Raw genomic sequence first — 25704 nt, forward strand, 5'->3', positions numbered from 1 at the left:
AACTGGTTTAAATCGCCAGCTTTTGCAGTATAGAGAAATTTATCTAAAATTAGGAGATTTTAGCAATTTTAGCACATACTTTATCGGCAGCTTCTTCCAGTTTGCCGCAATCAAACAGCATCTGTAATACACCATAACGGTTACGCAGTTCTTTAGCATATATTATAGTATTACGCAATAACTCTGGTGATACATTTACTTGTTTAGGTAAGTATGGTTCATTGATTTTTTTCATTCTATTTATCATTACATCTATATCGGGCAATGTTTTAAGTAGTTCAATTATTTCTTCTTTATTGGCAAGAACATTTTGCAAGCGTTTTGCTATTTTAGCCTCAGCATTTTTATGCACTGTATTTTCTAGTTTCAATACTTCTTGTGCTGCTGGACCAAAAAAAGCTTTTATTTTTTCAGTCCAAGCAATTTCATCAAAAGAACTTGCCGTCAACAGTTCACTATTTTGCAATATTTCCAATGCTTCTTTATATACATGAAGTGCAACGATAGTTGCCACACCGACTAAAGTACCATGCAAAATATCATGGCGTCCTTTTTGTAAGAATAATATTTCCCAGGTATGACCCATCTGGTGTTCACAACCTGATGCTGGACGAGAATTACCACAATAGCTAATGCCTGTCCCTGCCCATACCAATCCTTCCATCACCGATGCCATAGCCGCAGGATCTCGTTCTTTTATACCAAAATCAGCCGCTTTTGCCACTTCATTTACAGCATTTTGCATTATTTTTACAATTTCCGGACAATAATATTCATCATTGACTATATTTGCCAGTTTCCATTCTACCAAACAAACATATTTTCCGAAAATATCACCTGCACCCGAGGCAATCATATGCTCTGGTGCATCTTTCAATATTTCCACATCACCTAGTATTGCCCAAGGAAAACCAAGATGTTCATAGGTTGTTTTCATATTATCAACAATAAGCGGTGACACAGCTGAAGCATAGCCATCCATTGATGGTGCCGTTGCCACTATCACATATGGACATTTTAATTTCTGTGCCACAAAACGTATTAAGTCATTGATAACTCCGGAGCCTACGGCAATAATAAAATCACAGTCATACGGAATATGTGTAAATATCTTTCCTATATTAAGTTCATTTGGTACCAATTCGTCATCAGCAAAAATATATTGTGCATAACTGGCTTCAGCCTGCTCTAAGGCTTTATAAACCTTATCACCAGCAACTTTTATTGTATTTTTATCTGCTATGATACAAATACTTTTATATGTATTTGCCTGTACATATTCGGTTAATTTTTCAATAACATCCTGACCAATTTCAACATGTGCTATATCACATTCATGGTCGCGACCACATGTACAGCTTATTTTTTTATTAAGATGTTCATTCCAATTTACCATAAGATATTACTCCTTTTCCCATGGGGTAAAAATTACTTTTCCAGCGAATTCACCTTTTACTGCCTTCTCAAAAGCAACAGGGCCTTGCTCCAGAGGCAGATCCACTGCTATCAAGGGCTTTGTCTGTAGAATCTTCTTTGCTAAAAAATCGACACAAGTACTCCATTCCTTGCCTGGAAACGGTCCCGATATCGCATTCCATGTACCAAAAATTGCCAGCTCACTGCGAACAATTTTCTCAAAATAAAACCGTTTTATCATGACATCATGATAAGGAATCCCCATATATATAACTTTGCCGCCTTTTTTCGGCAATGCCAATACCTGTGCCGATGTTTCCGGTGTACCAGCTGCTTCTATTGCTATATCTACACCTCGACCAGCAGTCAGCTCACTTAATACGCTGACAATATCTATTTCCTGCCGGACATTTATGACTTCATCTGCTCCTAGTTCCTTGGCGGCAGCTAATCTTCTGTTATCTATATCTATTGCAATTATCCGTCTGGCACCATTAATTTTAGCCCATTGCAATGCCATCCCGCCGACTGTACCACAACCTAATACAGCTACCGTATCCCCAGCACTTATTCCACCCGCATTATAAATACCATGTAAAGCTACACAGGCCGGCTCAACAAGAGCAGCTTCTTTATCACTTATAGTGTGGGGGACGAGTACTACATTTTCCTGGGGCATAACAATATATTGGGCAAAAGCACCGGGACAGTAGGCGCCTATAACCGATAATTTTTCACATTGGGCAAACTTCCCCTTACGACAGGCTTCACATTCCCCACAATATAAAGCCGGACATGCTGTAACTTTTTGCCCTACCTTATATTTTTTTACGGCAGCTCCACAAGCTGCTATTTCTCCCGCAAATTCATGTCCCCAGGTCATCCCTTTTACATATGGACCGAGCTGATCATAGCGATGAATATCTGAGCCGCAAATACCTACAGCTGTTACCTTTATTTTTATATTGGTATCCTTTTGTATTTCCGGTTCTGGCATATTCTCTAAGCGAATATCATGCGCTCCATATAAATTTAAAGCTTTCATTACAATCACCATTTATCAACCAAATTATAAAAATTTACATCTAAAAAAAATCTTTAGTTGGCTGCAATAATTTTTTTATATTTTCTTCAATAGAATAATTTTGTACAAATAGTCCTGAGGTTCCGCCAGTAAAAATGCTTGCTCCAGCCTCTGCCAGCATTTTAGTAGTTGCTGGATTTACATTGCCATCAGCTTGTATTCTCTTATCCACATTATTATCATCAAGCATTTTTTTCATCATTTTAATATGTTCAACAGCTGTCGGTTTGATTGTTTGACCGGAAAATCCGGGATTTACCGTTAGCTTTAATATCCATGCACACTGCCTGGCTAACTCGACAAAATCTTCCTGCGGCGGAGTATCAGCTCTATAGGCTAAAACCGGCTGCATGCCCAGTTTTTTTATTTTGTTAAAAATAATAGCTGGTTTTTCCATCGCCTCATAATGCACAGCTATATAGTCAACTCCTTTGCCAGCAAATACATCAATATAATTATCGATATCGTATACTGCCAAATGGACTTCAACTGGTAACTTAGTATTATTATGCAGATATTCACACAGCATATCACCCAATATATAACATTTATTAAATTTGCCATCGACAACATCATAATGAAAAAATGCCGCAGAACTTTCTTCTACTTTTTTTATATGATTATAAAAATGACCTAAATCCATACAAGAAACAGATGCTGATACAGCTGGCATTGGTAAATTAATATCCATATATTCTCCTGCCCTGACATCTCTTACTGTTAATTTTATTTACGTGTTTTTTCATACTCCATCATGGCCTGCACACGTTTAGTATATTTGCCGCCAAGATGCTCTGTATCAAGCCATACTTTAGTAAACTCCCAAGCCATATGCTCAGAAATCACCCGTGCTCCCATGCATAAAACATTAGCATCATTATGTGCTCTGGTCATTTGTGCCGAAAATAAATCTGTAACTAATGATGCCCTGATACCATTTACTTTATTGGCCATCATCGACATGCCTATCCCCGTACCACAAATCAATATACCACGCTTTTCGGGATGCGTTGCCACTTCTTCTCCCACAAGTACAGCATAAATTCCAGCATCTACTGACTCTTCGTTATAGGTCCCCTTATCTTCAATCACATAATTATTTTCCTGCAGCTGTTTAATAATAAATTCCTTCATTTTAAAACCAGCATGGTCACTGCCAATTACTATAGTTTCACCCATTATCAACACTCCATTTATAAAATAATCTTCGATAATACAGCTATTATTCTAATGGCAGCGGTTTAAATATAACTTTTATGGCTTCGCCGCTCTTTATAAGATTATAGGCTTTATCCCATTCATCAATATTTAATTCGTGCGTAATCATTTTATCAGCATTGATTGCGCCTTCACTCATCAATTTCAGGACAGGTTCCCAATCATGGGTATTCTGGCTTCTTGTTCCAGTTACATATAATTCTTTTTGAATAATTTTAGAAAAATCTACTTCAACAACGTCACGTGCGAATAAGCCTACCTGAACATACTGTCCCTGTTTGCGCAGTAAATCCATTCCCAGCTGCATTGAAGGTACAGCACCGGTACAGTCAAAACAAATATCGGCACCATAATTATCGGTTAATTTATCAACAAGTCCTTTAACATCATCAACCTGCACATCGGCAATATAATCAATAGCAAATTTTTCTTTAGCTACTTCCAAACGTTCTTTATCTTTAGTAAGACCTGTCATAACAACAATGCCGCCTTTAGATTTTACAATTTGTGCTACTAATAAGCCTATTGGACCTGGTCCCAATACAAGTACAATATCGCCTTTAGTGATTTTAGCGCGGCTTACACCATGATAGGCACACGCTGCAGCCTCGGTAATAGACGCATCACGACAGCTGACATTTTCCGGTAAAATATGTACACTTGCCGCTCTGGCTACCATATAGTTAGTGAATGCGCCATCTTGCTGTGTCCCGAGTCCTGTACGGGTAGAGCAAAGATTATATTGTTTTTCTTTACAAAATCTGCATTCGCCGCAGATAGTAAATGTAGTTTCAGAAGTAACTTTATCACCGATTTTAAAACCGGTAACACCTTCACCTATTTCAGCAATAGTGCCGGCAAATTCATGGCCTAATATTAAATCAGATGTTTTTTGATTATAATGACCCTCGAAAGTATGGATATCACTGCCGCATACACCAGCATATTCAACTTTAATCTTTACCTGTCCAAAACCTGCTTTAGGTTCTTCCTTGTCTAACAGTTCAAAATGTCCACCATTCGGCTGTGTTTTAACTAACGCTTTCATATATTATCTCCTCCATAAATTTTACTAATAATGTTACCAGCATATCCTACTTATAAAATATATATTTTATAAGTAGGATATGCTGGTGCTGCTTAGTATTATCTACTGGCAGCACCACATATCGTTACAATTTGTTACAGTACTATATATAAATCAAAATCTGACTGTCAATTAAATAATGTAAATAATTTAAAGATTACAAAGTGAATTAAATTACCACCTTGGTCAATACTGGAAATCATTGTTGTTCCTTCAGGCATTTTAAAGTGTGCAGCCAAGCCCATCTGGGTATGTAATGTTGCCACTGCTGTTGCCATCAATAACGATAATGCAATTACAATTGCACCTGCGATTACCGAATGAACAATATTACCACGAGCTGCCGCAACAATCATAGCTACGATAAATGGAATAGTAGCCAAATCGCCAAATGGCAATACATTATTTCCAGGAATTACAACTGCTAAAAATACAGTAATAGGAACAAGAATAAGAGCTGTAGCGATTACTGCTGGATGACCTGTTGTTACCGCTGCATCAAGCCCAATATAAATATTGTGTCCTTCGCCAAATCTTTTCTTTAAGAATTCACGAGCAGCTTCAGATATAGGAATAAGGCCTTCCATTAAAAGTTTAACCATACGAGGCATAAGAACCATAACACCGGCCATAGCTACACCAACTTTTACAACTGCACCAGGAGTATAACCAGCTAATGCACCAAGAATACAGCCTAGTACCAAACCCATAAACATTGGTTCACCAAATATACCAAATTTTTCCTGAATATAATCAGGATCTGCTTTCAAATCTTTAATTACAGGAATTTTTTGAATAAGCCAGATAAGTGGAATACCAATAGGAGCATAGGAACAAGTAGAACCTGTTGGAACAGAAACACCTTCTAATTCAAAATATTTTTCCATATATGGTGCTGTCCAGTCAGCAATCTTTAATACGGCAATTTCAAACAAAATAGCTGCAATCATAGCCTGTACCAAGCTGCCTGTCCAGGTATATACAAACGCACCGCAAAATGCAAAATGCCAGTAGTTCCAGATATCAACATCCATTGTTTTAGTTGTTTTAGTAAATAACATAATAGCGTTTACAACAAGACATACTGGAAGTACAAGGGCCGAAACTGGTGATGCCCAGGCAATACTAGCTGCTGCCGGCCAGCCAACATCAATAACATTTAAATGTATACCAAAATTTTCAACCATAGCATGTGCTGCCGGGCCGAGATTTTCTGTTAGCAACCCTACAACCAAAAATACACCAGTGAAGCCTACACCAATTGTTAAACCTGAGCGAAATGCCTTTGCCGGGCCACAGCCAAATAACAAACCCAATATAAAAATAAATACTGGTAATATTACTGTCGCACCCAATCCTAAAAACGATTGAAACATGGGGATTAAATTTTCCATTCAAATATCCTCCTCAAAATTATGTTTTTTTATTTTATGTTAGTACAAAGAACAGTATAAATAATTACAGTTATCTTCATTGTTTGCTTTAATTAATAAAACTTCTTGTCTGCCCATCATCAGAAAATGATCAGCAGACAAATGACTAGTTTATCTTTGTAATTCAACTAATATTTCATTTTCAACTTTTTCAAGGCCTATACCGGTCAAAAAGGCCCGCGCACTGATTACTGGGAATTTATATTTTGATTTATCAACTACTGTAGTTGTTACTAATAAGTCTGCACCATCAGAATAGCCGGGAACTTCCATGATTTTACACTGAATAATTTCCAATTGGATATTATTTTTCTTGGCTAATTTGGTAACAGCATCATTTACAACTGTTGATGTAGCAATGCCTGTTCCACAAGCAACTAAAACTAATTTTTTACCATTTTTCATAATAATACTCTCCTCATAAACCTAATTTTGTGCACATAAAATCTTTAATACTTTCAGGGCTATCGGCCTCAACTATTTTTGCCAAGGCACCATCTTCTTGTAAAATCTGCATAAGTTTTTGTAATATTTCAAGCTGCGCATGTTGTTCTTTCATGGCTAACATAAAAACTATTTTTACTGGAACGCTCTCGCTTTCTTCTCCCATAATCACAAAATCTACAGGATTTTCTAAGCGGGCAACACAAATTGCCGGTGTATTTACATGTTCAATGTCAGTATGGGGAATTGCCACACCATAGGAAGCTGTAGGCAAGCCTGTTGCAAATACTTTTTCGCGGGCGATGACTGCACCTTCATAGGACGGTTTTACATATCCTAAATTTTCCATATTATTAGCCATCTGAGAAATGATTTCCAGTTTATCTTTTCCCTCAATATCCAACAATACTAATTTTTCATCTAAAGTTATCTCATTCATATATTTATATTCCCCCATCTTTTTTCTAAGCTATTCCTATTTATATTGCATTAAAACATCTGCATAAATTCCTGTAAAAAAACATTATAAGATTTATTATCAAGCATTGAATTTATACCATTTTTCATTTTTATATAGTTATATAATTTTAAGAACATCATTTCCCATAATTTAGCCTTATTTTTACCAATATTGAGTAAAAATACTACCTGTACCAAAAGATCATCCCACATAATCGGCTTATCTAAAATTAATACTGAAACAAATGATTCATTATCTTCGTTATACATAGGATGCGGTATCGCTGCCAAATCCCCAATAGAGGTAGAAGCCATCGCTTCTCTTTCAAAAATTAAGTCTTTAATTTTTTCTGTCATCAAGCCTTTTTTTATCGCTTTTTTGGTTAAAAAATTAATACATTCTGTTTTATTAGAAAATTTCTTATTTACATAGAAATTATCTTCTGTAAAGAATTTTTGAATTTCTGCCTTATCCATTTCATTTTTTTGAAAAACCTGCTGCTCAATTTTTGTAATATCTTCTTTTTTAAGCATCCGATTTATCATAATGATTTTATCTGATTTAATATTTTTTAATGGCACTGTTGTAAATACATAATCAACATCATCTAAAATGGATATATCAATTTCATAGCCTGGTATAATCTGCACAATATTTAATCTGTTATGGAAATACTCTTCAATCTTTGCTTTTAACAGCACTGACATACCAAGTCCGGCTGAACAAACTATTACAACGTTTTTGGCCTTAATATTTTCTTTTATACCATTTCTGCTGATTGCAGCGCCAAAATGCAGAGCAATATAGCCTATCTCATTTTCATTTATTTTTATCTTGTCGTATTTTTCTACAACGCTGCTGGCTATTACTCCCATTTGGAAAGCTAATGGATAGTCGTTTTTTATTGTATCTAACAGCTCATTGCGGATAATCATATGAAATTCAATTCGTGTCAAAGCAATATTTAAATGCAGTGCTAATCCATCACATAAATACTCATCTTCAGTAAAATCTATCGCCAATTTTTCACGAATTTCCTGCAAAATTAGATTCACTAATTCTTTGACATGTTTTTTACTAGTTGATTCACCCACATCAAAAACCTTTTTGCTGGCCAGTAAGCATTGTGCGATATAATAAATCTCTGCATACGATAAATCAATACCCATCTGCGAATATATTTCATCTACAATATCTTTTGCCACATCATACTCAAAGGTATTGCTAATTTTTTGCGCTAAACTGGCAGCATAAACAATAAGCTTATTATATTCCGATCGCTTTATAGCAATAGCGGTATACATACACAAATGCTCTTTGGCATCATCAGATAATTGCAAATGCTTATTATTTAATATCTTTGTTATTATCTGGTCTACTGTATTGATATTGATATCCGGCAGCAGCTCTTGATAAAAATTGGCATCATTATCATATTTATTAAGCATTTCTAAAAGACAATAACGAATTTTCAGCTCCTGTCCAGTGAGTAGTATGCCCTTGCCCTTATACTGTGTTACGTCTAAATCATATTTAGCAAAAATCTGCTTAGCTTCATTCAAATCAGCTTTGAATGTTGATAAACTGATATATAGCTTATCAGCTAATTCCATCTGAGTAATTGGTTCAGTAGAGAAAGTATTTTTCAATAATTGTATTATTATATAATTTACTCTTTCTTCTGAAGTTTCAAACGATATTTTTTTATCTTGAAAAATATCCTGCTCCAATTGATTAAGATTTTCCATTTTGTCAAAATGATAGCCATTATTGGGAATTGCCACAATATTTACATCATATTGATTCAGTAACTCATGTAAAGACTTAATATCAGAGCGTATCGTTCGTGAAGACACACCCAATTGTTTTGATATTTGCTCACCAGTTATTCCATTAGGATGATTTTTTAATATTTCAAAAATCTTTTTACTGCGTTTTTTTAGTTTAAGCATTTTCGCCACTCCCTAACTTGCTTTCATTCTAGCAAACAATTTTTTTTATGCATAGTTTAAAAAATTTCCCCATCTCGCGGAAATTTAGATTTCAATAATTAAATTTTTCCGCATTATTGCGGCAATTTTTAATTAATAATACTAATAGTATAATTATCCATTCATATGTTTTACATTTGTAAAAGTGCATAACAGCAGGCTTTATTATGATTTTGTTTTCTTTTTTAAGCTTATTTTTAATGCCATTGTATTATATATTTTTTTGTTTGTTATTTTTGTTTTCTATCTTTTAGTTGTATTTATTTTATTTTAATAAAAATTAAAGCTGCTATATCAAAACATTTTTTCAATATATATTGCCACTACTACCAAAAAACAATATATAATGGAAAGATGCTTAATATAACAGCTAATCTTTCAAACCCATCTATTAATAATAAAAGCCTGCCATCATAATCCTAAAAGTTCAAAAAACATCTGCACATTTTTTTCCATTTCACGATTTTTAAACATAGCTGATCCTAGTACAACATCAGTAGCACCGGCTTCTATAACTGTTTTTATATTATCCACATTTATGCCGCCATCAACTTGTATAGAAAAATCATAATTATTATCATCACGCCATTTTTTCAATGCGGCAATTTTTTGTGTGCTCATCGGTAAATAGGCCTGGCCACCAAAGCCCGGTTCTACTGACATGATTAATACTTTTTTCAATAAACCATCTTCTGCTACATATTTTAAGGATTTAAAATCTGTGGCTGGATTAAGAACAACGCCGCCATCCATACCCAATTTTTTTATTGTTTCCAAAGTATGGTATAAATGCAGACATGCTTCTTTATGTACAGTTACAACATTTACTCCAGCATCAGCTAAGCCTTCCAGTAAATTATCTGGTTTTGTAACCATTAAATGGGCATCAAAAACTGTCTTGGTATGCGGACGCAACGATTTGATTGTTCCTACACCAAAAGTGATATTATCAACAAAATGACCATCCATTATGTCTAAATGAATCTGCTTTATACCACTTTTTTCCAGTCTTTGCACATCATCTGCCAAACAAGAAAAATCTGCCGACAATACTGACGGGGACAATATAATATCCATAGCTATTCTCCTTTATTTCACCTTTACGCTTTATAAATAATTTTAAATATTTACTGATAATTTCTGTATCAGCAGCAAATCACATTTATCTTATCATATATTCATAGTGCAATCAAATACTAATATAAAGATATTATCATTCACTAGAAAGAAAATGCCTGTTAAACGCAAGAAAATAATATACTGTCTCAAAAAAAATAAGGAAACAGATTTCCGTCTGTTTCCTTATTTTTCAAACGAACAGCTTATTTTAATTTCCAGATTATATCTGCCATCATTAATTTATCTTTAAACTGTTCCAAATCCAAGTCTTTAGTAATATGGACATATTCAACACCCATAACTTCAGCCCAGTCACGTAATTGTTCGGCTGTTACGCTATAGCTTAAAACACTATGATGAGCACCACCAGCTAAGATCCAAGCTTCACCCGCTTTTACAAGATTAGGCAATGGTTTCCACATTACGCGTGCTACTGGCAAATTAGGCATATCCATAATTGGCTTTATGCATTCAACATCATTTACGATAAGGCGCATTCTACCGCCCATATCAATAAGCGATACTGCTACTGCCGGGCCAGCTTTGCCTTCAAATACAAGACGAGCTGGAGCATCTTTGCCGCCAATACCTAAATCATGCACTTCAATTTTAGGAGTGCCTTCAGCAAAGCTTGGGCAAACTTCAAGCATATGTGCGCCAAGATTATAGCTATGATCATCATCATCGCCAAAATGATAAGTATAATCTTCCATCAAGCCGGTACCTTTATCGTCACCCTGCGCCATTGTTTTCATAACTGCAGTCATAGCAGCAACCTTCCAGTCACCTTCCGGTCCAAAGCCATACCCCTGCGCTGTTAAATCCTGTACTGCAAGGCCTGGTAATTGATCAAGACCTGATAAGTCTTCAAAGTTATCAACAAAACCATCAAAGCCGCCTTCTACTAAGAATGCTTTTATGCCGACTTCCATTTTAGCCTGATAACGCACTGAGTTTATATTGTCAGTATTTATAGTATATTTTTTCTTATAATCTTCAACCTGAGCATCAATCTGAGCATCGGTTACTTTTTCAATATATGGCAATAAATCGCACATTGGATGAGTATTTACTGACCAGCCAAATTTAATTTCTGCTTCGACTTTGTCGCCTTCAGTAACTGCTACATTGCGCATATTATCAGCAAAACGTACAATTTTTAAGGTTTTGCAGGCCATGATGCCAATAGCTACACGCATCCATGCGGAAATTTTATTTTTTACGTTGCTGTCATTCCAATGACCAACGATTACTTTGCGGGCAATACGCATACGAGTACCGATGAATCCATGTTCCCTGTCACCATGAGCAGACTGGTTTAAGTTCATGAAGTCCATATCGATTGCTTCATTAGGAATTTCTTTATTAAACTGTGTATGTAAATGAAGATATGGTTTTTGTAATTTTCCCAAGCCACGAATCCACATTTTGGAAGGAGAAAAAGTATGCATCCAGGTAATAATCCCTGCACATTTTTCATCATAATTAGCATCCATAATGAAACGATCTATAGATTCAGTAGTCGTTGCTACTACTTTAAATTCAATTTTAGCCGGCAATAAACCTGATGCATTAAGTTCATCAACCATTTTCTGAGCATTAACAGCAACCTGCTTTAATGCTTCTTCTCCGTATAAATGCTGACTTCCAGCGATAAACCAAAATTTATAATCTGAAATTGCTAACATATTTATTACTCCCTTTATTTATTTTCACATTGTGATAGTTAAATTTCAGATGTCTGAAAGGCGCCCCTGTAGGGGAGCTGGCAGCAAAGCTGCCTGAGGGGTTAAACCCTTCCGACTTGACTTCGTCAAGCCACCTTCCCTAAAGGGACGGCTTTAAAGGCACACTAATTTATTAACCAGCACAACACGTGTTATTTATATTAAATTTATTATTCTTTTATTTTATCAACAGCCATACGTTCTACCGCCAAGCCATCCTGATAATTCTTTATGAATTCCTGCGCGCCTTTAACACCCATTGGTTCAGGATTTAAAGTCAATGTTTCCGGATTTTCAAATACTTTGCCATCAAGGAAATCTTCTAGGCTTTCATTTTTATCAGCCAGTCTTACATAAGCTGCTAAAACAGCTATTCCCCAAGGACCGCCCTGACTTGCTGTTTTCATTACAGTAATTGGTGTATCAAGTGTATTAGCCAAAACCTGCTGCGCAATTATTGGTGTCTTAAATAGACCACCTTGTGCTACAAGAACTTCTGTATTTATCTGCTCTTCATTAGTCAATACATCCATACCTATTTTCACTGGGGCAAAGGCTGCATATAATTGTGTCAAAACAAAATTTGCCAAAGAGAATTTCGAATTAGCGGTTCTAACAAATAAAGGCCGCCCAGCAGTTACCTTGGTAATATTTTCGCCTGACAAATAGCTGTAGTTAATAAGTCCGCCAGCATCAGGCTGTGCTTTTGCTGCCGTTAAAAACAAAGCTTCATATAATTTATCAGGCTGCAAATCTATACCTAATCGCCCAGCAAACTGTTTAAATATTTCAGCCCACGCATTAATATCTGATGAACAGTTGTTGGCATGAACCATTGCTACATTCGATCCATCTGGTGTTGTTACAATATCAATATCACGATGCAGCTGCTTTAACGGCCTATCCAGTACAACCATGGAAAAAGCCGATGTGCCAACTGAGATATTACCGGTACGTTTTCTAATACTGTTAGTGGCTACCATACCGGTTCCGGCATCACCTTCCGGCGGAGCCATCATACTGCCCGCAGTAAGATTACCACTTGCATCAAGCAGTTTAGCTCCCTGCGCTGTTAAAGTGCCCGCATTTTCACCAGCCAATAATACTTTTGGCAAAACAGCACGAATATCCCATGAATATTTTTTCACATCATCCAGCTGACCAAACGCAGCTAAATATTGTTCGTTGTAATTTTTAATTGCTTCATCAATAGGAAATGCCCCCGAAGCGTCACCAATACCAAGAACTTTTTCGCCGGACAATTTCCAGTGAACATATCCTGCCAATGTCGTAATAAAACTTATCTGATCAACATGTTCTTCTTTGTTTAATACAGCCTGATATAAATGGGCAATACACCAGCGTTGCGGAATATTAAAGTTAAACAACTCTGTTAATTTATCGGTAGCCGGTTCAGTTATATTATTGCGCCAGGTTCTAAAAGGTGTAAGCAGCTTGCCATCTTCAGAGAAAGGCAAATAACCATGCATCATCGCACTGATGCCAATTGCACCAATCTTAGTCAATGTTTCATGATATTTTCCTTTTACGTCTGCAGCTAATTGCTTATAGCTTTCCTGAATACCTTCCCAAACCTGTTCCAAAGGATATGTCCATACACCATCCTTATACTGATTCTCCCATACATAACTGCCGGAAGCGATGGTATTAAAATCATCAGTAACTAAAACTGCTTTAATCTGCGTTGAGCCAAGTTCAATTCCCAGAGAAACACGTCCATCTTTTATTGCCTGTGAAATTTCAACTAAGTTCATTAAAACAGTGCACCTCCTAGTGTTTCATAATCACTTAAAAATGATTATTTTATAATACGTTATTTTTTGATTTGTCATTCTTTTTTAATAATTGTCATACAGCTTTTATATATATAATACATCTTATTTTCTATTATGTAAATAAGTTTTTATAAAAAAATAATAATAATTAAATTTATCTAAATTTACTGTCATTTTATAAAAAAATAAAACCAAAGCACTTTTCAACTGTACCTTGGTTTTATTTTCATTATTTACTTTATCTTATTAATTGATGAACGTTTTATTAAATCCGGCGGAAATTTAACATCAGTAACCGTTTCATTATTCATTAGTTTTAGCAGCATTTGTGCTGCCATTTGTCCCAATTTCTGTTTAGGATGGGCAAAAGTCGTCAGTCCAAAACCAAATTCCATCTGAAAATCGAGACTGGCATCATCAAAACTTATAAGTGAAAAATCCGTTGGAATTTTCTTGCCAGCATCATATAATATTTTTATTATCTGCCTGGCCATTTCATCATTATAGCAAACCATTGCAGTACAATTTTTACTTATCTTTAAAACCCTGTCTTGAAAATGACGCAAAAACGATTCATTATTATCTTCAGTTGTATACCAAATGAGATCATTATCGGCAAAACTCATTTTTTCCTTACGCAGTGCATCAATACATCCGGCATAGCGGAGTCTTCCCTGCATATCATCCAGCTTAAACAAGCCACCAATATTTTTATGACCATTTTTCACAAGATATTCAATTGCTTCTTTACCGCAGGCATAATCATCCATTGAAACACAGGGAATACCCAAATCCGGATACCCCGTATTTAAAAATACACATGGTATTTCCAACTGTTTTATCCGGTCATAGATTGCCCCATTCATATTAGGCAGACCTGTTTTAGCTGGCTCTATAATCAGTCCTTCTATATTTTTAGACAATAAATTATTAATTATATTAGCTTCTTTTTCCATATTATTATAAGTAAGTGACATTTGAACGAAATATTTCTTTTTTTCCAATGCATCATCAATGCCTTTTATAATATCGGGAAAAATATAATCGTTCAAATATGTCGTTACCACGCCAATGGTTTTCGCCGAACTAATCGGCATAGCCTGCTCCGTACATGAATACTTTACATACGTACCTGAACCCCTGCGGCGTTCCAACAAGCCACGGCTTTCCAGTACGCTTGTTGCCTGACGAACAGTCTGGCGGCTTATGGAGAACTTTTCCCCCAATTCATTTTCCGATGGGATTTTATCCCCCGACTCTAAAGTGCCATCTAAAATTTGTGTTTCCAGCCAGTTCATTAACTCTACATATTTAGATATATTTCTCATATAATCAAATGCCCCATCTTAATTTTTAATACATTTATTTTTTTATTTAATAATTATGAATGATTTTTCGCTTTTTGTCTAGTTTTTATCAGTTGCATTCTCTAATATTAGAATTTCATTTGCATAAATAATAGTATTTTTACAAATATCTTATATATTTTATTTGTAAATATCCACCAATAAAAAAACGCCAGCCGACAATACGGCTAGCGTTTTTCTGTCTATAATTTTTATCAAGTAAATCATCAGCAACCAATGTTGCGTAATTTTTTACCTTCCATCAAATTATTTTCAATTTTTTCCAAAGATACACCTTTAGTTTCTGGTACCATATATATGGTCAAGAAAATAAAGAGAACATTAAACAAGCCATAAAGCCAGAATGTCTGCGCTGAGCCAACACCTTCCAATAAGCTAAGGAAAGTTGCACCAATAATCATGTTAGAAACCCAGTTAGTCGTAGTAGAACAAGCTATACCAAAATCTCTGCTCTTAAGCGGCTGAATTTCCGAGCACAAGATCCAAACAACTGGAGCTGCACTCATAGCATAACCAGCAATACATAAAATAGTCATTGCGACTGACATATAGGAAATCCAAGCTTGGGTATTACCATTGTCAAACTGATACAAACACCAGCCTAAAATAATAGTACCAGCTGCCATAATGCCAAAACCAACCTTCAATGCCGGTTTGCGGCCAATTTTGTCAATAAACTGCATCGCTACCCAAGTCATGATAACAAAGGTCATTCCATCAAGGATAGTTGCATACATCTGATCAGTGTGACTTTCAAATCCAGCCAAGCTGAAAATTTTTGGTGCATAGTACATAATTATATTCATACCAGTAAACTGCTGCATAACTTGAAGAAGCATTCCCAAAAATACAACACGACGAACGTTACGGTTAGCTTTAAACAAACCAAAACCTTCCTGTTTTACTTTCAAGCTTTCATTTATTTCCTTAAGTTCAGACTGTGCTTTCTTGGCATCGCCGCGCAATCTATGTAAAATATCTTCAGTTTCTTTGATAAAACCTTTCGCTGCAAGCCAGCGTGGGCTGTCTGGTAATCTGGTAACAGCAATTACTAAAACAAATGCCGGTATGCTGATAACACCAAGCATCAAGCGCCAGCTGCCTGTACCACTTAAAACGGTATCAGATATAAAAGCTATTACTATACCAAAATTTATCATTAACTGATACATTGAAATCAAACGTCCACGATGTTCTTTTTCCGACATTTCCGATAAGTATAATGGTGCAACATAAGATGCTACCCCAATAGAAAAGCCTAAGATAATACGTGAAACTAAAAGCACTTCATAATTTGGCGCAAAAGCTGAACCTAAACAGCCAACAATAAACAAACAGCCTGCTGTCAAAATAGATTTTTTACGGCCTAACTTTGAAGATATCCATAACGTTACAATAGCACCAACAGCAGCACCAAACATCATTGAACTTACAACCCATTCCTGCATGCTGCTTGTCAATGTAAATTGTTCTGTAATAAATGGCAGTGCTCCAGAAATTACTCCGATATCAAGACCAAATAAAAGTCCTGCCATTCCAGCTGCGCAAGCTACCAAGGTACGCAATTTTTTGCTTTTTTCTGCCTGTTCTACCGCAGTTCCTGAATATACTGCCTCTGAATTTAAATTTGTACTAGCCAAGATAATACCCACCCTTTTTCATTTTAATAAAACATCTTTGAATTGTCTGAAAAATTATCTCTAATAATTGCAATAAGCTTTACGAATATTGCTCATTTTAAAAAAGTTGTATGACTTTCATCGATAATGATTATATCATTATCTTTTTTATATTGCAATATCAAATATTGAAAATTGTCATACAAATTTAATTTATTTTTAAAATCTAATTACCTTACGCCTTCTCCACCTTAATCACCTGTAAATTTTCATTTATTACAACACGCTATTCTTTATACCATATAATGTTTTAGAGCGTCAATTGCTTTATATCGCAGGTTTTTAACAAATACTTATCTTTTCAGCGTTTTTTTATGATTATCAATCTATATCTTCATTTTTGTATTTTTATTATGTTGTTATCTTACAACTCTTCTATGTAAATATTATTTTTACTTAAATCATATTATTCACTTATTTATTGCAAACAAAAACGGCTGTCATGCATTTATATAACACACAACAGCCGCTTATCGGTTTTTATAAAACTATTCCACTTGTCCCTCGTTCCGTTATCAACTCTTCTTTTTCTGTTTTAAATATACATCCACTGCAACTGCCGCTAATAAAACCAACCCTTTAATAACACGCTGAACGTCTACCGACCAGCCTAACAGCGACATACCGTTATTTAAAACCCCCATTATAAATGCACCAACTACAGCACCAGTAACCGTACCAACACCGCCAGCTACTGCTGTCCCGCCAATATAGCAGGCAGCAATCGCATCCATTTCAAACATATCACCAGCTTTTGGTGTAGCTGACGCATTTCTTGCCGTCAAAACGATTCCAGCTAGAGCTGCCAATAGCCCCATATTGGTATATATCCAAAACATAACGCGGTCAGTTTTTATACCAGAAAGTGCCGCCGCCTTTTTATTACCGCCGACAGCATAAATCTGCCTGCCGGGTACAGTGCTTGTCGTAATAAACGCATAAATAAGAATCAGCCCCAGCATAATAGCTAATACAAATGGCAAACCCATATATAAGGAAAACTTCAGCGTAAAAAAGTTTATAATACAAATAATAATAAATAATTTTATTACAGTCACAATGATTGGCGGATTTTCGAAACCAACTTTAGCTTTCTTTTTCCTGCTGTTTAATTCCATCATTATCACAGCTATAGAAATCGCCACACCTGCCAATAATGCCAATAATTCCAAACGCACCCCACCAGCATGAACAAACACCTGTGGTAAATAACCAGCCCCAATCTTTGTAAACGTTGCCGGCATTGGCCCTTTAGTCTGTCCATTTAATACAACCAAAGTCAATCCTCTAAACACCAGCATATTAGCCAAAGAAACTATAAACGGTGATATTCCTAAGAATGATATAAAAAACCCCTGCCATATCCCTATTAACACACCTATCAGCAATGTAACGATTACTGCAATTGGAATAGCAATATGATAATCTAGAATCATAATTGCCGCTAAAGCCCCGGTAAAAGCTACTACCGAACCAACCGATAAATCGACATTACCAGTCAGACAGCATAGCAGCATCCCAATTGATAATATAATTACATAGCTATTTTGCATTATCAAATTGTTTACATTCATCGGTGCTGTATTTTTAAAATCTGATAAAAATGCAAATATGCCATATATAACAATCAAAGCAATTATCATCCCATATTGTTTTAATTGCTGTACATGCTCCTTCATTTGCTTATCAGCTGTCACTTGTCCTATGTTTTTTTCTGCCGAAACTCCATTCATTTTTTTCTCGTCCCCTTTCCAGCAATATGATTCATTATAATTTTCATTATATGTTCCTGGTCCATTTCCTGTTTAGGCACTTCACCAGCAATTTCGCCTTCATTTAGCACATATAATCTATCACACATACCCAGTAATTCAGGCATTTCTGACGATATCATAACCACTGCCTTTCCCTGCTGTGCCAATGAATTTATAATTGAATATATTTCAAACTTGGCACCGACATCGATCCCCCTGGTTGGCTCATCTAATATGAGTACATCAGGATCAGACAGCATCCATTTTGCCAAAACAACCTTTTGCTGATTGCCGCCGGATAGTTGTCCTACTACTTTATCTACCGACTCAGTTTTAATATTAATTTTGTCACAATACTCTTTTGCAGCAATAATTTCATCATTTTTAGCAATAACTTCACCTTTATTGGAAAATTTATTGTGCAGACTGGCTAAGGTCATATTCCACTTTATGTCGTTTATTAACACCAGTCCATATGTCTTTCTGTCCTCAGGTACATATGCTACTTTTTTATTAATAGCACCTTGAACATCCTTTATGATAATTTCTTCACCATCTTTTATTATCTGTCCAGAAATTTTACTGCCATATGTTCGTCCAAATATGCTCATAGCCAGTTCTGTTCGTCCGGCTCCCATCAGCCCAGCAAAGCCTACCACTTCACCTTTGCGTACATTAAAATTAATATCATTTAATTTTTTCCTATCAGGGTTTTCTTCATCATAAACATTCCAGTTTTTCACCTCAAAAACTATATCGCCCTTTTCGACTTTTCTAGCGGGATAAAGATTTGTAAGTTCACGACCAACCATATCCTTAATGATTCTATTTTCATCAATAGGCTCATGACCTCGATGGATTGTTTCAATAGTACGCCCATCCCTAATGGCTGTAATATTATCTGATACTCTGCTGACTTCATTTAATTTGTGCGATATCATTATCGAGGTAATTCCTTGTTTTTTTAAGTCCAACAGCAGCTCGAGCAGCATATTGCTTTCTTCTTCATTAAGTGCTGACGTTGGTTCATCAAGAATTAACAACTCAACATTTTTTTCCAAGGCCTTGGCTATTTCAATCATCTGTTGTTTGCCTACACCTAAATCTCCCACCAAGGCATTTACGTTTTCATGATCCAAGCCAATACGCGCTAAAACTTCCGCTGCTTTTTTTTGCGTTATGTCCCAGTCAATAACATTCTTCAGACGTACGTTTTCATTACCCAGAAAGATATTTTCCGCAATAGAAAGCTGTGGGATCAATGCCAATTCTTGATGTATGATAACTATTCCTTTTTTTTCACTTTCCTTTATGTCGTTAAATTTACAAACATTTTTATTATAAATGATATCGCCGCCATATGTACCATAAGGGTATATCCCTGACAATACATTCATCAATGTTGATTTTCCAGCACCATTTTCACCACAAAGCGCATGTATTTCACCGCGCTCTACAGTAAAATTAACATCGTCCAATGCTCTAAACCCGGAAAATTCTTTTATGATATGAGTCATTTCCAATATATTATCGTTCACAATATAACATCTCCTTCCAAAAAAGCCGGACAAGCATAAATACTCTCATCCGGCTTTTTCATTTTTTTATACAAAAATCATCAGTGTTGATTATAGGCCTAACTGTTCCTTGGTATAGTAATGACTATCAACAAGTTCTTTTTGGAAGTTACCTTTATCAACAGATACTGGCGTACACAAATAAGAAGGAACTACCAAAGCATGATTATCATATGTTTTAGTATCATTTATTTCTGGTTTTTTGCCATCCAATACAGCCTGCACCATAGTAGCGCATTTATCTGCTAAAATACGAGTATCTTTAAAAATTGACTGTGACTGTTTACCAGAAATAATATTTTTTACAGCCATAAGTTCAGCATCCTGTCCAGTGATTATCGGCCAGTTTTTACCAGGCTGATAACCAGCACCCTGCAATGCTGCAGCAATACCATAACTCAAACCATCAAAGGCACTTACAACCGCATCAAGTTTTTTACCATTGGCATAATAGCCGGAAATCAAATTTTCCATACGTTTCTGAGCAACTTCCTGTGAATAACGTAAAATGCAGGTAGAATCAAAACTAGTCTGTCCAGATGGGCATACAAGCTGTCCATTGTCGAGATATGGTTTAAGTACTTCCATTTCACCAGCATAGAGCAAATGAGCGTTATTATCATCAGGTGAGCCTGTAAAGAACTCTACATTAAATGGCCCCGTGCCTTCTTTTAAGCCTAATTTTTTTTCGACATATTTACCAATTTGAACCCCAACAAGTTTATTATCAAAGGTTGCATAATATGAAACACTGTCAGTGTCCATCAATAATCTATCATAAGCAATAACTGGAATTTTATTATTTTTAGCTTGTTTGAGGACGTTTACTAAAGCTCCCGAATCAATTGCTGCAATAACTAAACAATCATCACCATTAGTTATCATATTTTCAATCTGAGAGACCTGTGCCTGGATATCATCTTCAGCATATTGCAAGTCTACTTTATAACCAAGTGATTCTAATTTTTTCTTCATATTATTACCGTCTTGTATCCAACGCTGTGAAGACTGTGTTGGCATTGCCACTCCAATTGTTTTAACCTTAGAGCCCTTACCTCCGCTGGCCGATGAACCGCATCCTGCCAAGAGAAAAACCATAAAAATACTCAAGGCTGTCATGCATAGCTTTGTCGCTCTAGTAATTTTTGTCATTCTTTTCTCTCCTTTTAAAATAATCTGTTTTTTCAATATATTTATACACTTTATATGTATACCAATTTATTACATAATACACATATTTTATTAAATATCGCCCTTTGATAAGTATTACTTATCAAACATATGTATTACTTATTTCACAGATTTAGTATACTACCAAATTTATGAAACTTCAATATTTTTAAAATTATATTATTTTATTGTATGATATTTATTTATCCTGTTTTTCTTTTTTATAGGCTTTATTTATTTTTTTTGCTAACAAAATAAGCCATACTGTGGTAACGACTAACACCAGTATGTCAAATAAATGCATATTAGAAAAATCCATATCATGTAAAAAACTTATTAAAACAATAAGAATCAGCCCTTCACGTACGCTGACAACTTTTTTAAAAAAATCCATATTCATAAACGTCATTCCTTTCCAGATAATATCTTTTTCTTTATTTTACGCTAAAAGTTAATTATGTCAACTTTCATAAAAAAATAGAGCTGTCACAGATTGTTATACGACAACTCTATAGCTAAATTATTTATTTTTTTTTTGTCCATAATAAGCATTTTTACCATGTTTACGTAAATAATGCTTATCCAGTAAATCCTGCTGCATTATTCCCAGCTTATTATTGATTGTGACTGCATTATATGCCATCAAAGCAACTTCTTCTAGTATAACGGCTTTTTTCACTGCAGCTAATGGATCTTTTTCCCAGGCAAATGGTCCATGTGAATAAACAAGTACACCTGGAATTTCCATCATGTTAATGTTTCTTTCCTTAAAAGTTTCTATTATTACTTTACCCGTTTCGGCTTCATAGCTGCCAGCTATTTCTTCTTTAGTCATAGCTCTGGTACAGGGAATGGATCCATAAAAATCATCAGCATGTGTAGTACCTAATGCCGGAATATCCTGACAAGCTTGTGCCCATGATGTCGCAAAGCGTGAATGTGTATGCACGATACCGCCTATTTCCGGACAGGCCTTATATAATTCAATATGGGTATCAGTATCAGACGATGGGTTATAATCACCTTCGACAACCTTGCCATTCATATCAACCACAACCATGTCGTCTGCTTTCATACCATCATAGTCAACCCCTGATGGTTTTATTACCATCAAGCCTTTTTCTCTGTCGATTCCCGATACATTGCCCCATGTAAATGTTACCATTTTATACTTTGGCAGCATCTTATTGGCTTCAAATACGATTTTCTTTAAATCTTCCAGCATGTAAAAGCCTCCCATAAATTGTATGATGTTTTATTTATTTGTTTTACATTATACAGTATTTATTTTATTTTGTTAACCTAACTTATGATAAAATCTTAAAAAAATAATAATTTTTCTAAAAAAAGCCACTACTATCTCTAGTTATTATTTAGCTGCATAACTTCCGCACATACTATTTGGGCCGCTTTTTCAAGTTCTCCGAAATCATACAGCAATTGTAACACTCCATATCTATTGCGCAGCTCTTTAGCATAGATAATACTGTCTTTTACCATTTTTTCGCTTATATCGATTTGTGTAGGGCAATATGGTTCATTTATTTTTTTCATGCGTGCTACAGTTTCTTCAATAGTTGGCAGTTTTTCTATCATTGCTAAGATTTCATCTTTATTGGCAATTACTTTTTCTCTGCGCGCTAAAACATTGCCATCACTATTTTTCATAACCTTATCTTCCAAGCTGATAACGCCTGGACCTGCCGGTCCATAAATTTCTAATATTTTTTGACCCCATTCGGCCTTATTAAAATTTGATTTTGTCATTTGCTCAAGGTTTTTATTTTTTAATATATTTTTAACATATTTATATAAATGCAGCACAACTACTGTTCCAACTCCTACTTTAGTGCCATGTAAAATATCATGCTTACCCTGCTGCAAAAATTTCATTTCCCAATAATGTGACATATGATGTTCACTGCCGGAGGCCGGACGCGAATTACCACTGTAGCTCATACCAACGCCAGCCAATATTAACGCTTCCATTACCGCAGCCAATGATTGGCTGTCACGCTGGGCAATACCATTGTCAGCTGCTTTAGCAACTTCACTTACGGCTGTTGTCATAATATCTGCTATAAAAGGACAATAATATTCATCAGTAATTAAATGGGCTAATTTCCAGTCAGTAAGGCAGATATATTTGCCGAATATATCACCAGCACCTGCTGTAATCATATGTTCCGGTGCGTTTTTTAATATATTGGTATCACCAATAATTACTTTAGGCCGTCCAACTTTTTCATAGGTTGTTTTTAAATTATTAATTATTAAGGGGGCTACATCAGAAGCATAGCCGTCCATCGAAGGTGCTGTCCCAATGATAAAATAATCCAGTTTCATCTTATGGGCACAAAATCTACATAAATCATTGATTGTTCCTGAACCCAATCCCAATATTAAATCGGTCGTATCTGGTACTTGTGTTAAAATAGTGCCTATGGCCTTTTCATCGGGAACAAGATCATTATCATCAAATATAAATTTCGTATATTTGATATTATTGTCAGCTAAATTTTTATATACTTCACTGCCTGCTATTTTATCGGTATTTTTATCTGCTATTATGCATATAAACTTATATTTGCCTTCTTGTATGTATTTTGCGGTAAAACCTATAGCATCTTCTCCTACATTAACATGTTCTATATCACATTCATGTTCTCGTCCACATGTACAGCTTATCTTTTTATTTAAATATTTTTCCCAATCCATAAAAACTTCCTCCTTTGTAAATAATAAAAATACATGAACAGTTAATCATCTATTCATGTATTTTTATTATTTACTGCTACTATTAATTAATTTTATTATAATAAAATTTTTTTACAAAAATCAGCCCGCTACGGCATGGTGTGATGGTAAGCTGTCATCATCGCCTTCAGCCCCGGCATTCTTCATTGCCTGACGCTGCAGATAGTCATTGATTTTATCATTATTTTTTCTAAACAGGAACCATAGTACAAAGTAAACTACTATAGCTGCACCAATCCATATGGGACTTGCTGTAAGAAACGCTAAAAACACAAGTCCAATAAGTGGTTTGCCTAAAATATTAAAGCTCGTTATCAGCATAGCACCAGCAGGGATAGCCACCCCAACACTAAGTGCCATATTGGTAAACAATGGAGCCGTATAAGTACAAATATAAAGCCCTAAGCCAAACCAAATAATACCTGAAACTAAAATCTTAGAAATATTGCCATTATGAATGGCAACTAAGCCTTGTACCATATAAGGCAATGCCAATAAATCAACTACCGGCAAAGCACTGTTGCCTGGTAAAAGGATAGCTACTACCAGCATAATTGGAATAAGCAGGAGTCCTGATATAAGTGTAGCTGGTTCACCATATCCTACCGCATCATTTACAGCAATATACCATTCTCTATTACCGCTTTTTTGCATAAATTTACGGGCAGCTTCAGTAATAGGTGCAAATGCCTGGGCAAACATACTGGCTATTTTAGGGAATATTGCCATAACGGCACTGGTTGCTATAGCCACTTTCAAAATCTGCCCCCAGGCCGCCAATGTAAATAAAGCATGTACATTACCTAGTATGCCGATAAAACCACCTAAAAATAAACCTAATGTCATTGGTTCACCTAAAAAACCAAATTTTTGCTGCAAATAAACCGGATTAAGTTTCATTTTATTCAAGCCCAGCATATTATATACAGGATCAATAAGCACTGCGAAAATTGATGCTTCTACATTATGCATTGCAATAATTGTACAATTAGGATATTTATAATACGTTGACCATCTTTTTGCCACGAGCTCGGATATCAATAATGAATATAAATTTAAAAGAACCATACAGCCTATGCCTAACGGAAAACTTCCCGTAACACCGATAACCATCGCACCCCATACCATATAAGAATAATTATTCCATAAATCAGATGGCTGGAATATTTTGGTCCATTTCACTAAAAATAAAATAGTTTGAAGAGCTATCCCCAACCCCAGATAAATCATACCAGCACTTGTTGAAAATGCTACTAATGCTGTTGCCTGCCAACCAACGTCAAATACCGGCAAATGCACGCCAGAAGAATTAACCATCTGATTAATTACTGGTGTAATAATAGGTGTAAATGAATTAAGCAGCAGTGTAAATCCCTGCAAACCTACACCAGCATAAACTGCCGATAAAAAAGACTTTTGTGTAGATACTTTAAATATTTTTGCAATTATAAATATAATTATTGGTACTATGATCGCTGAACCAAAAGTATCAATAATTGTCTTCATAAAAACCAACACTGAATCCATAATAATATCTCCCCATATAATAAATTTATAAACAAATAACCTTATAGCACTATTCCATCAATATATATTTCTGGCAAATTTCTTATACTCTTATTAAA

General features: G+C 35.3%; 21 protein-coding genes. All 21 read right to left on the minus strand.

The annotated features are described in order from the left end of the window. Positions 1-49: 49 nt before the first annotated feature. The gene (locus HNR32_RS01245; protein WP_183858967.1) at positions 50-1396 is read right to left on the minus strand and encodes a sn-glycerol-1-phosphate dehydrogenase; all 1347 of its coding nucleotides are present in this window, start codon (positions 1394-1396) and stop codon (positions 50-52) included. Positions 1397-1402: 6 nt separating this feature from the next. Beyond that, entirely contained in the window at positions 1403-2461 is a 1059-nt protein-coding gene (locus HNR32_RS01250; protein WP_183858968.1) for a galactitol-1-phosphate 5-dehydrogenase, read from the minus strand. A 40-nt stretch (positions 2462-2501) separates the two neighbouring features. Next, on the minus strand, positions 2502-3191 hold the full coding sequence (locus tag HNR32_RS01255) for a ribulose-phosphate 3-epimerase (RefSeq protein ID WP_183858969.1): 690 nt from the start codon (positions 3189-3191) through the stop codon (positions 2502-2504). A gap of 35 nt (positions 3192-3226) precedes the next feature. Next, on the minus strand, positions 3227-3679 hold the full coding sequence (rpiB, locus tag HNR32_RS01260; protein ID WP_183858970.1) for a ribose 5-phosphate isomerase B: 453 nt from the start codon (positions 3677-3679) through the stop codon (positions 3227-3229). Between the two features lie 43 nt (positions 3680-3722). Then, positions 3723-4766, minus strand: a complete 1044-nt coding sequence (locus HNR32_RS01265) for a zinc-binding dehydrogenase (protein ID WP_183858971.1) — start codon at positions 4764-4766, stop codon at positions 3723-3725. A gap of 167 nt (positions 4767-4933) precedes the next feature. After that, complete coding sequence (locus HNR32_RS01270; RefSeq protein ID WP_183858972.1) at positions 4934-6199, minus strand: PTS galactitol transporter subunit IIC; 1266 nt, start codon at positions 6197-6199, stop codon at positions 4934-4936. Positions 6200-6349: 150 nt separating this feature from the next. Next, entirely contained in the window at positions 6350-6643 is a 294-nt protein-coding gene (locus HNR32_RS01275; protein ID WP_183858973.1) for a PTS sugar transporter subunit IIB, read from the minus strand. Between the two features lie 13 nt (positions 6644-6656). After that, on the minus strand, positions 6657-7121 hold the full coding sequence (locus HNR32_RS01280; protein WP_183858974.1) for a PTS sugar transporter subunit IIA: 465 nt from the start codon (positions 7119-7121) through the stop codon (positions 6657-6659). A 50-nt stretch (positions 7122-7171) separates the two neighbouring features. Then, on the minus strand, positions 7172-9094 hold the full coding sequence (locus HNR32_RS01285; RefSeq protein ID WP_183858975.1) for a BglG family transcription antiterminator: 1923 nt from the start codon (positions 9092-9094) through the stop codon (positions 7172-7174). A 450-nt stretch (positions 9095-9544) separates the two neighbouring features. Then, positions 9545-10210, minus strand: a complete 666-nt coding sequence (gene rpe, locus HNR32_RS01290) for a ribulose-phosphate 3-epimerase (protein WP_183858976.1) — start codon at positions 10208-10210, stop codon at positions 9545-9547. A 245-nt stretch (positions 10211-10455) separates the two neighbouring features. Continuing rightward, the gene (gene araA / locus HNR32_RS01295) at positions 10456-11940 is read right to left on the minus strand and encodes an L-arabinose isomerase (RefSeq protein WP_183858977.1); all 1485 of its coding nucleotides are present in this window, start codon (positions 11938-11940) and stop codon (positions 10456-10458) included. 209 nt (positions 11941-12149) lie between these two features. Beyond that, on the minus strand, positions 12150-13754 hold the full coding sequence (locus HNR32_RS01300) for a xylulokinase (RefSeq protein ID WP_183858978.1): 1605 nt from the start codon (positions 13752-13754) through the stop codon (positions 12150-12152). Between the two features lie 254 nt (positions 13755-14008). Then, positions 14009-15103, minus strand: coding sequence for a GntR family transcriptional regulator (locus tag HNR32_RS01305; RefSeq protein WP_183858979.1), 1095 nt, complete (start codon positions 15101-15103; stop codon positions 14009-14011). A 245-nt stretch (positions 15104-15348) separates the two neighbouring features. Further along, on the minus strand, positions 15349-16782 hold the full coding sequence (locus HNR32_RS01310; RefSeq protein ID WP_183858980.1) for a sugar porter family MFS transporter: 1434 nt from the start codon (positions 16780-16782) through the stop codon (positions 15349-15351). Positions 16783-17336: 554 nt separating this feature from the next. Beyond that, complete coding sequence (gene mmsB / locus HNR32_RS01315) at positions 17337-18554, minus strand: multiple monosaccharide ABC transporter permease (protein WP_183858981.1); 1218 nt, start codon at positions 18552-18554, stop codon at positions 17337-17339. Further along, the gene (locus HNR32_RS01320; RefSeq protein WP_183858982.1) at positions 18551-20113 is read right to left on the minus strand and encodes an ATP-binding cassette domain-containing protein; all 1563 of its coding nucleotides are present in this window, start codon (positions 20111-20113) and stop codon (positions 18551-18553) included. Before HNR32_RS01320 ends, mmsB begins: the two co-directional genes overlap by 4 nt. 90 nt (positions 20114-20203) lie before the next feature. Next, positions 20204-21304 carry a multiple monosaccharide ABC transporter substrate-binding protein gene (gene chvE / locus HNR32_RS01325; protein WP_183858983.1) on the minus strand — a complete coding sequence of 367 codons (1101 nt, stop codon included), beginning with the start codon at positions 21302-21304 and terminating at the stop codon, positions 20204-20206. A gap of 217 nt (positions 21305-21521) precedes the next feature. Continuing rightward, positions 21522-21722 (minus strand): hypothetical protein, encoded by a 201-nt coding sequence (locus HNR32_RS01330; protein ID WP_183858984.1) that lies wholly within the window; start codon positions 21720-21722, stop codon positions 21522-21524. Positions 21723-21842: 120 nt separating this feature from the next. Beyond that, complete coding sequence (gene araD / locus HNR32_RS01335) at positions 21843-22547, minus strand: L-ribulose-5-phosphate 4-epimerase (RefSeq protein ID WP_311636239.1); 705 nt, start codon at positions 22545-22547, stop codon at positions 21843-21845. Positions 22548-22684: 137 nt separating this feature from the next. After that, a complete protein-coding gene (locus tag HNR32_RS01340) occupies positions 22685-24040 on the minus strand; it encodes a sn-glycerol-1-phosphate dehydrogenase (RefSeq protein ID WP_183858985.1) in 1356 nt (451 codons plus the stop codon). 120 nt (positions 24041-24160) lie between these two features. Further along, positions 24161-25606: a PTS galactitol transporter subunit IIC gene (locus HNR32_RS01345; protein ID WP_196611108.1), complete on the minus strand. Its 1446-nt coding sequence runs from the start codon at positions 25604-25606 to the stop codon at positions 24161-24163. Positions 25607-25704: the final 98 nt, after the last annotated feature.

The organism is Pectinatus brassicae, assembly GCF_014201835.1.
Classification (GTDB): domain Bacteria; phylum Bacillota; class Negativicutes; order Selenomonadales; family Selenomonadaceae; genus Pectinatus; species Pectinatus brassicae.

Bases quoted from the DNA above. Each gene is read 5' to 3' on its own strand.
- HNR32_RS01245 (WP_183858967.1), bottom strand. From the start codon at position 1,396: ATGGTAAATTGGAATGAACATCTTAATAAAAAAATAAGCTGTACATGT.
- HNR32_RS01250 (WP_183858968.1), bottom strand. From the start codon at position 2,461: ATGAAAGCTTTAAATTTATATGGAGCGCATGATATTCGCTTAGAGAAT.
- HNR32_RS01255 (WP_183858969.1), bottom strand. From the start codon at position 3,191: ATGGATATTAATTTACCAATGCCAGCTGTATCAGCATCTGTTTCTTGT.
- rpiB (WP_183858970.1), bottom strand. From the start codon at position 3,679: ATGGGTGAAACTATAGTAATTGGCAGTGACCATGCTGGTTTTAAAATG.
- HNR32_RS01265 (WP_183858971.1), bottom strand. From the start codon at position 4,766: ATGAAAGCGTTAGTTAAAACACAGCCGAATGGTGGACATTTTGAACTG.
- HNR32_RS01270 (WP_183858972.1), bottom strand. From the start codon at position 6,199: ATGGAAAATTTAATCCCCATGTTTCAATCGTTTTTAGGATTGGGTGCG.
- HNR32_RS01275 (WP_183858973.1), bottom strand. From the start codon at position 6,643: ATGAAAAATGGTAAAAAATTAGTTTTAGTTGCTTGTGGAACAGGCATT.
- HNR32_RS01280 (WP_183858974.1), bottom strand. From the start codon at position 7,121: ATGAATGAGATAACTTTAGATGAAAAATTAGTATTGTTGGATATTGAG.
- HNR32_RS01285 (WP_183858975.1), bottom strand. From the start codon at position 9,094: ATGCTTAAACTAAAAAAACGCAGTAAAAAGATTTTTGAAATATTAAAA.
- rpe (WP_183858976.1), bottom strand. From the start codon at position 10,210: ATGGATATTATATTGTCCCCGTCAGTATTGTCGGCAGATTTTTCTTGT.
- araA (WP_183858977.1), bottom strand. From the start codon at position 11,940: ATGTTAGCAATTTCAGATTATAAATTTTGGTTTATCGCTGGAAGTCAG.
- HNR32_RS01300 (WP_183858978.1), bottom strand. From the start codon at position 13,754: ATGAACTTAGTTGAAATTTCACAGGCAATAAAAGATGGACGTGTTTCT.
- HNR32_RS01305 (WP_183858979.1), bottom strand. From the start codon at position 15,103: ATGAGAAATATATCTAAATATGTAGAGTTAATGAACTGGCTGGAAACA.
- mmsB (WP_183858981.1), bottom strand. From the start codon at position 18,554: ATGAATGGAGTTTCGGCAGAAAAAAACATAGGACAAGTGACAGCTGAT.
- chvE (WP_183858983.1), bottom strand. From the start codon at position 21,304: ATGACAAAAATTACTAGAGCGACAAAGCTATGCATGACAGCCTTGAGT.
- HNR32_RS01330 (WP_183858984.1), bottom strand. From the start codon at position 21,722: ATGAATATGGATTTTTTTAAAAAAGTTGTCAGCGTACGTGAAGGGCTG.
- araD (WP_311636239.1), bottom strand. From the start codon at position 22,547: ATGCTGGAAGATTTAAAGAAAATCGTATTTGAAGCCAATAAGATGCTG.
- HNR32_RS01340 (WP_183858985.1), bottom strand. From the start codon at position 24,040: ATGGATTGGGAAAAATATTTAAATAAAAAGATAAGCTGTACATGTGGA.
- HNR32_RS01345 (WP_196611108.1), bottom strand. From the start codon at position 25,606: ATGGATTCAGTGTTGGTTTTTATGAAGACAATTATTGATACTTTTGGT.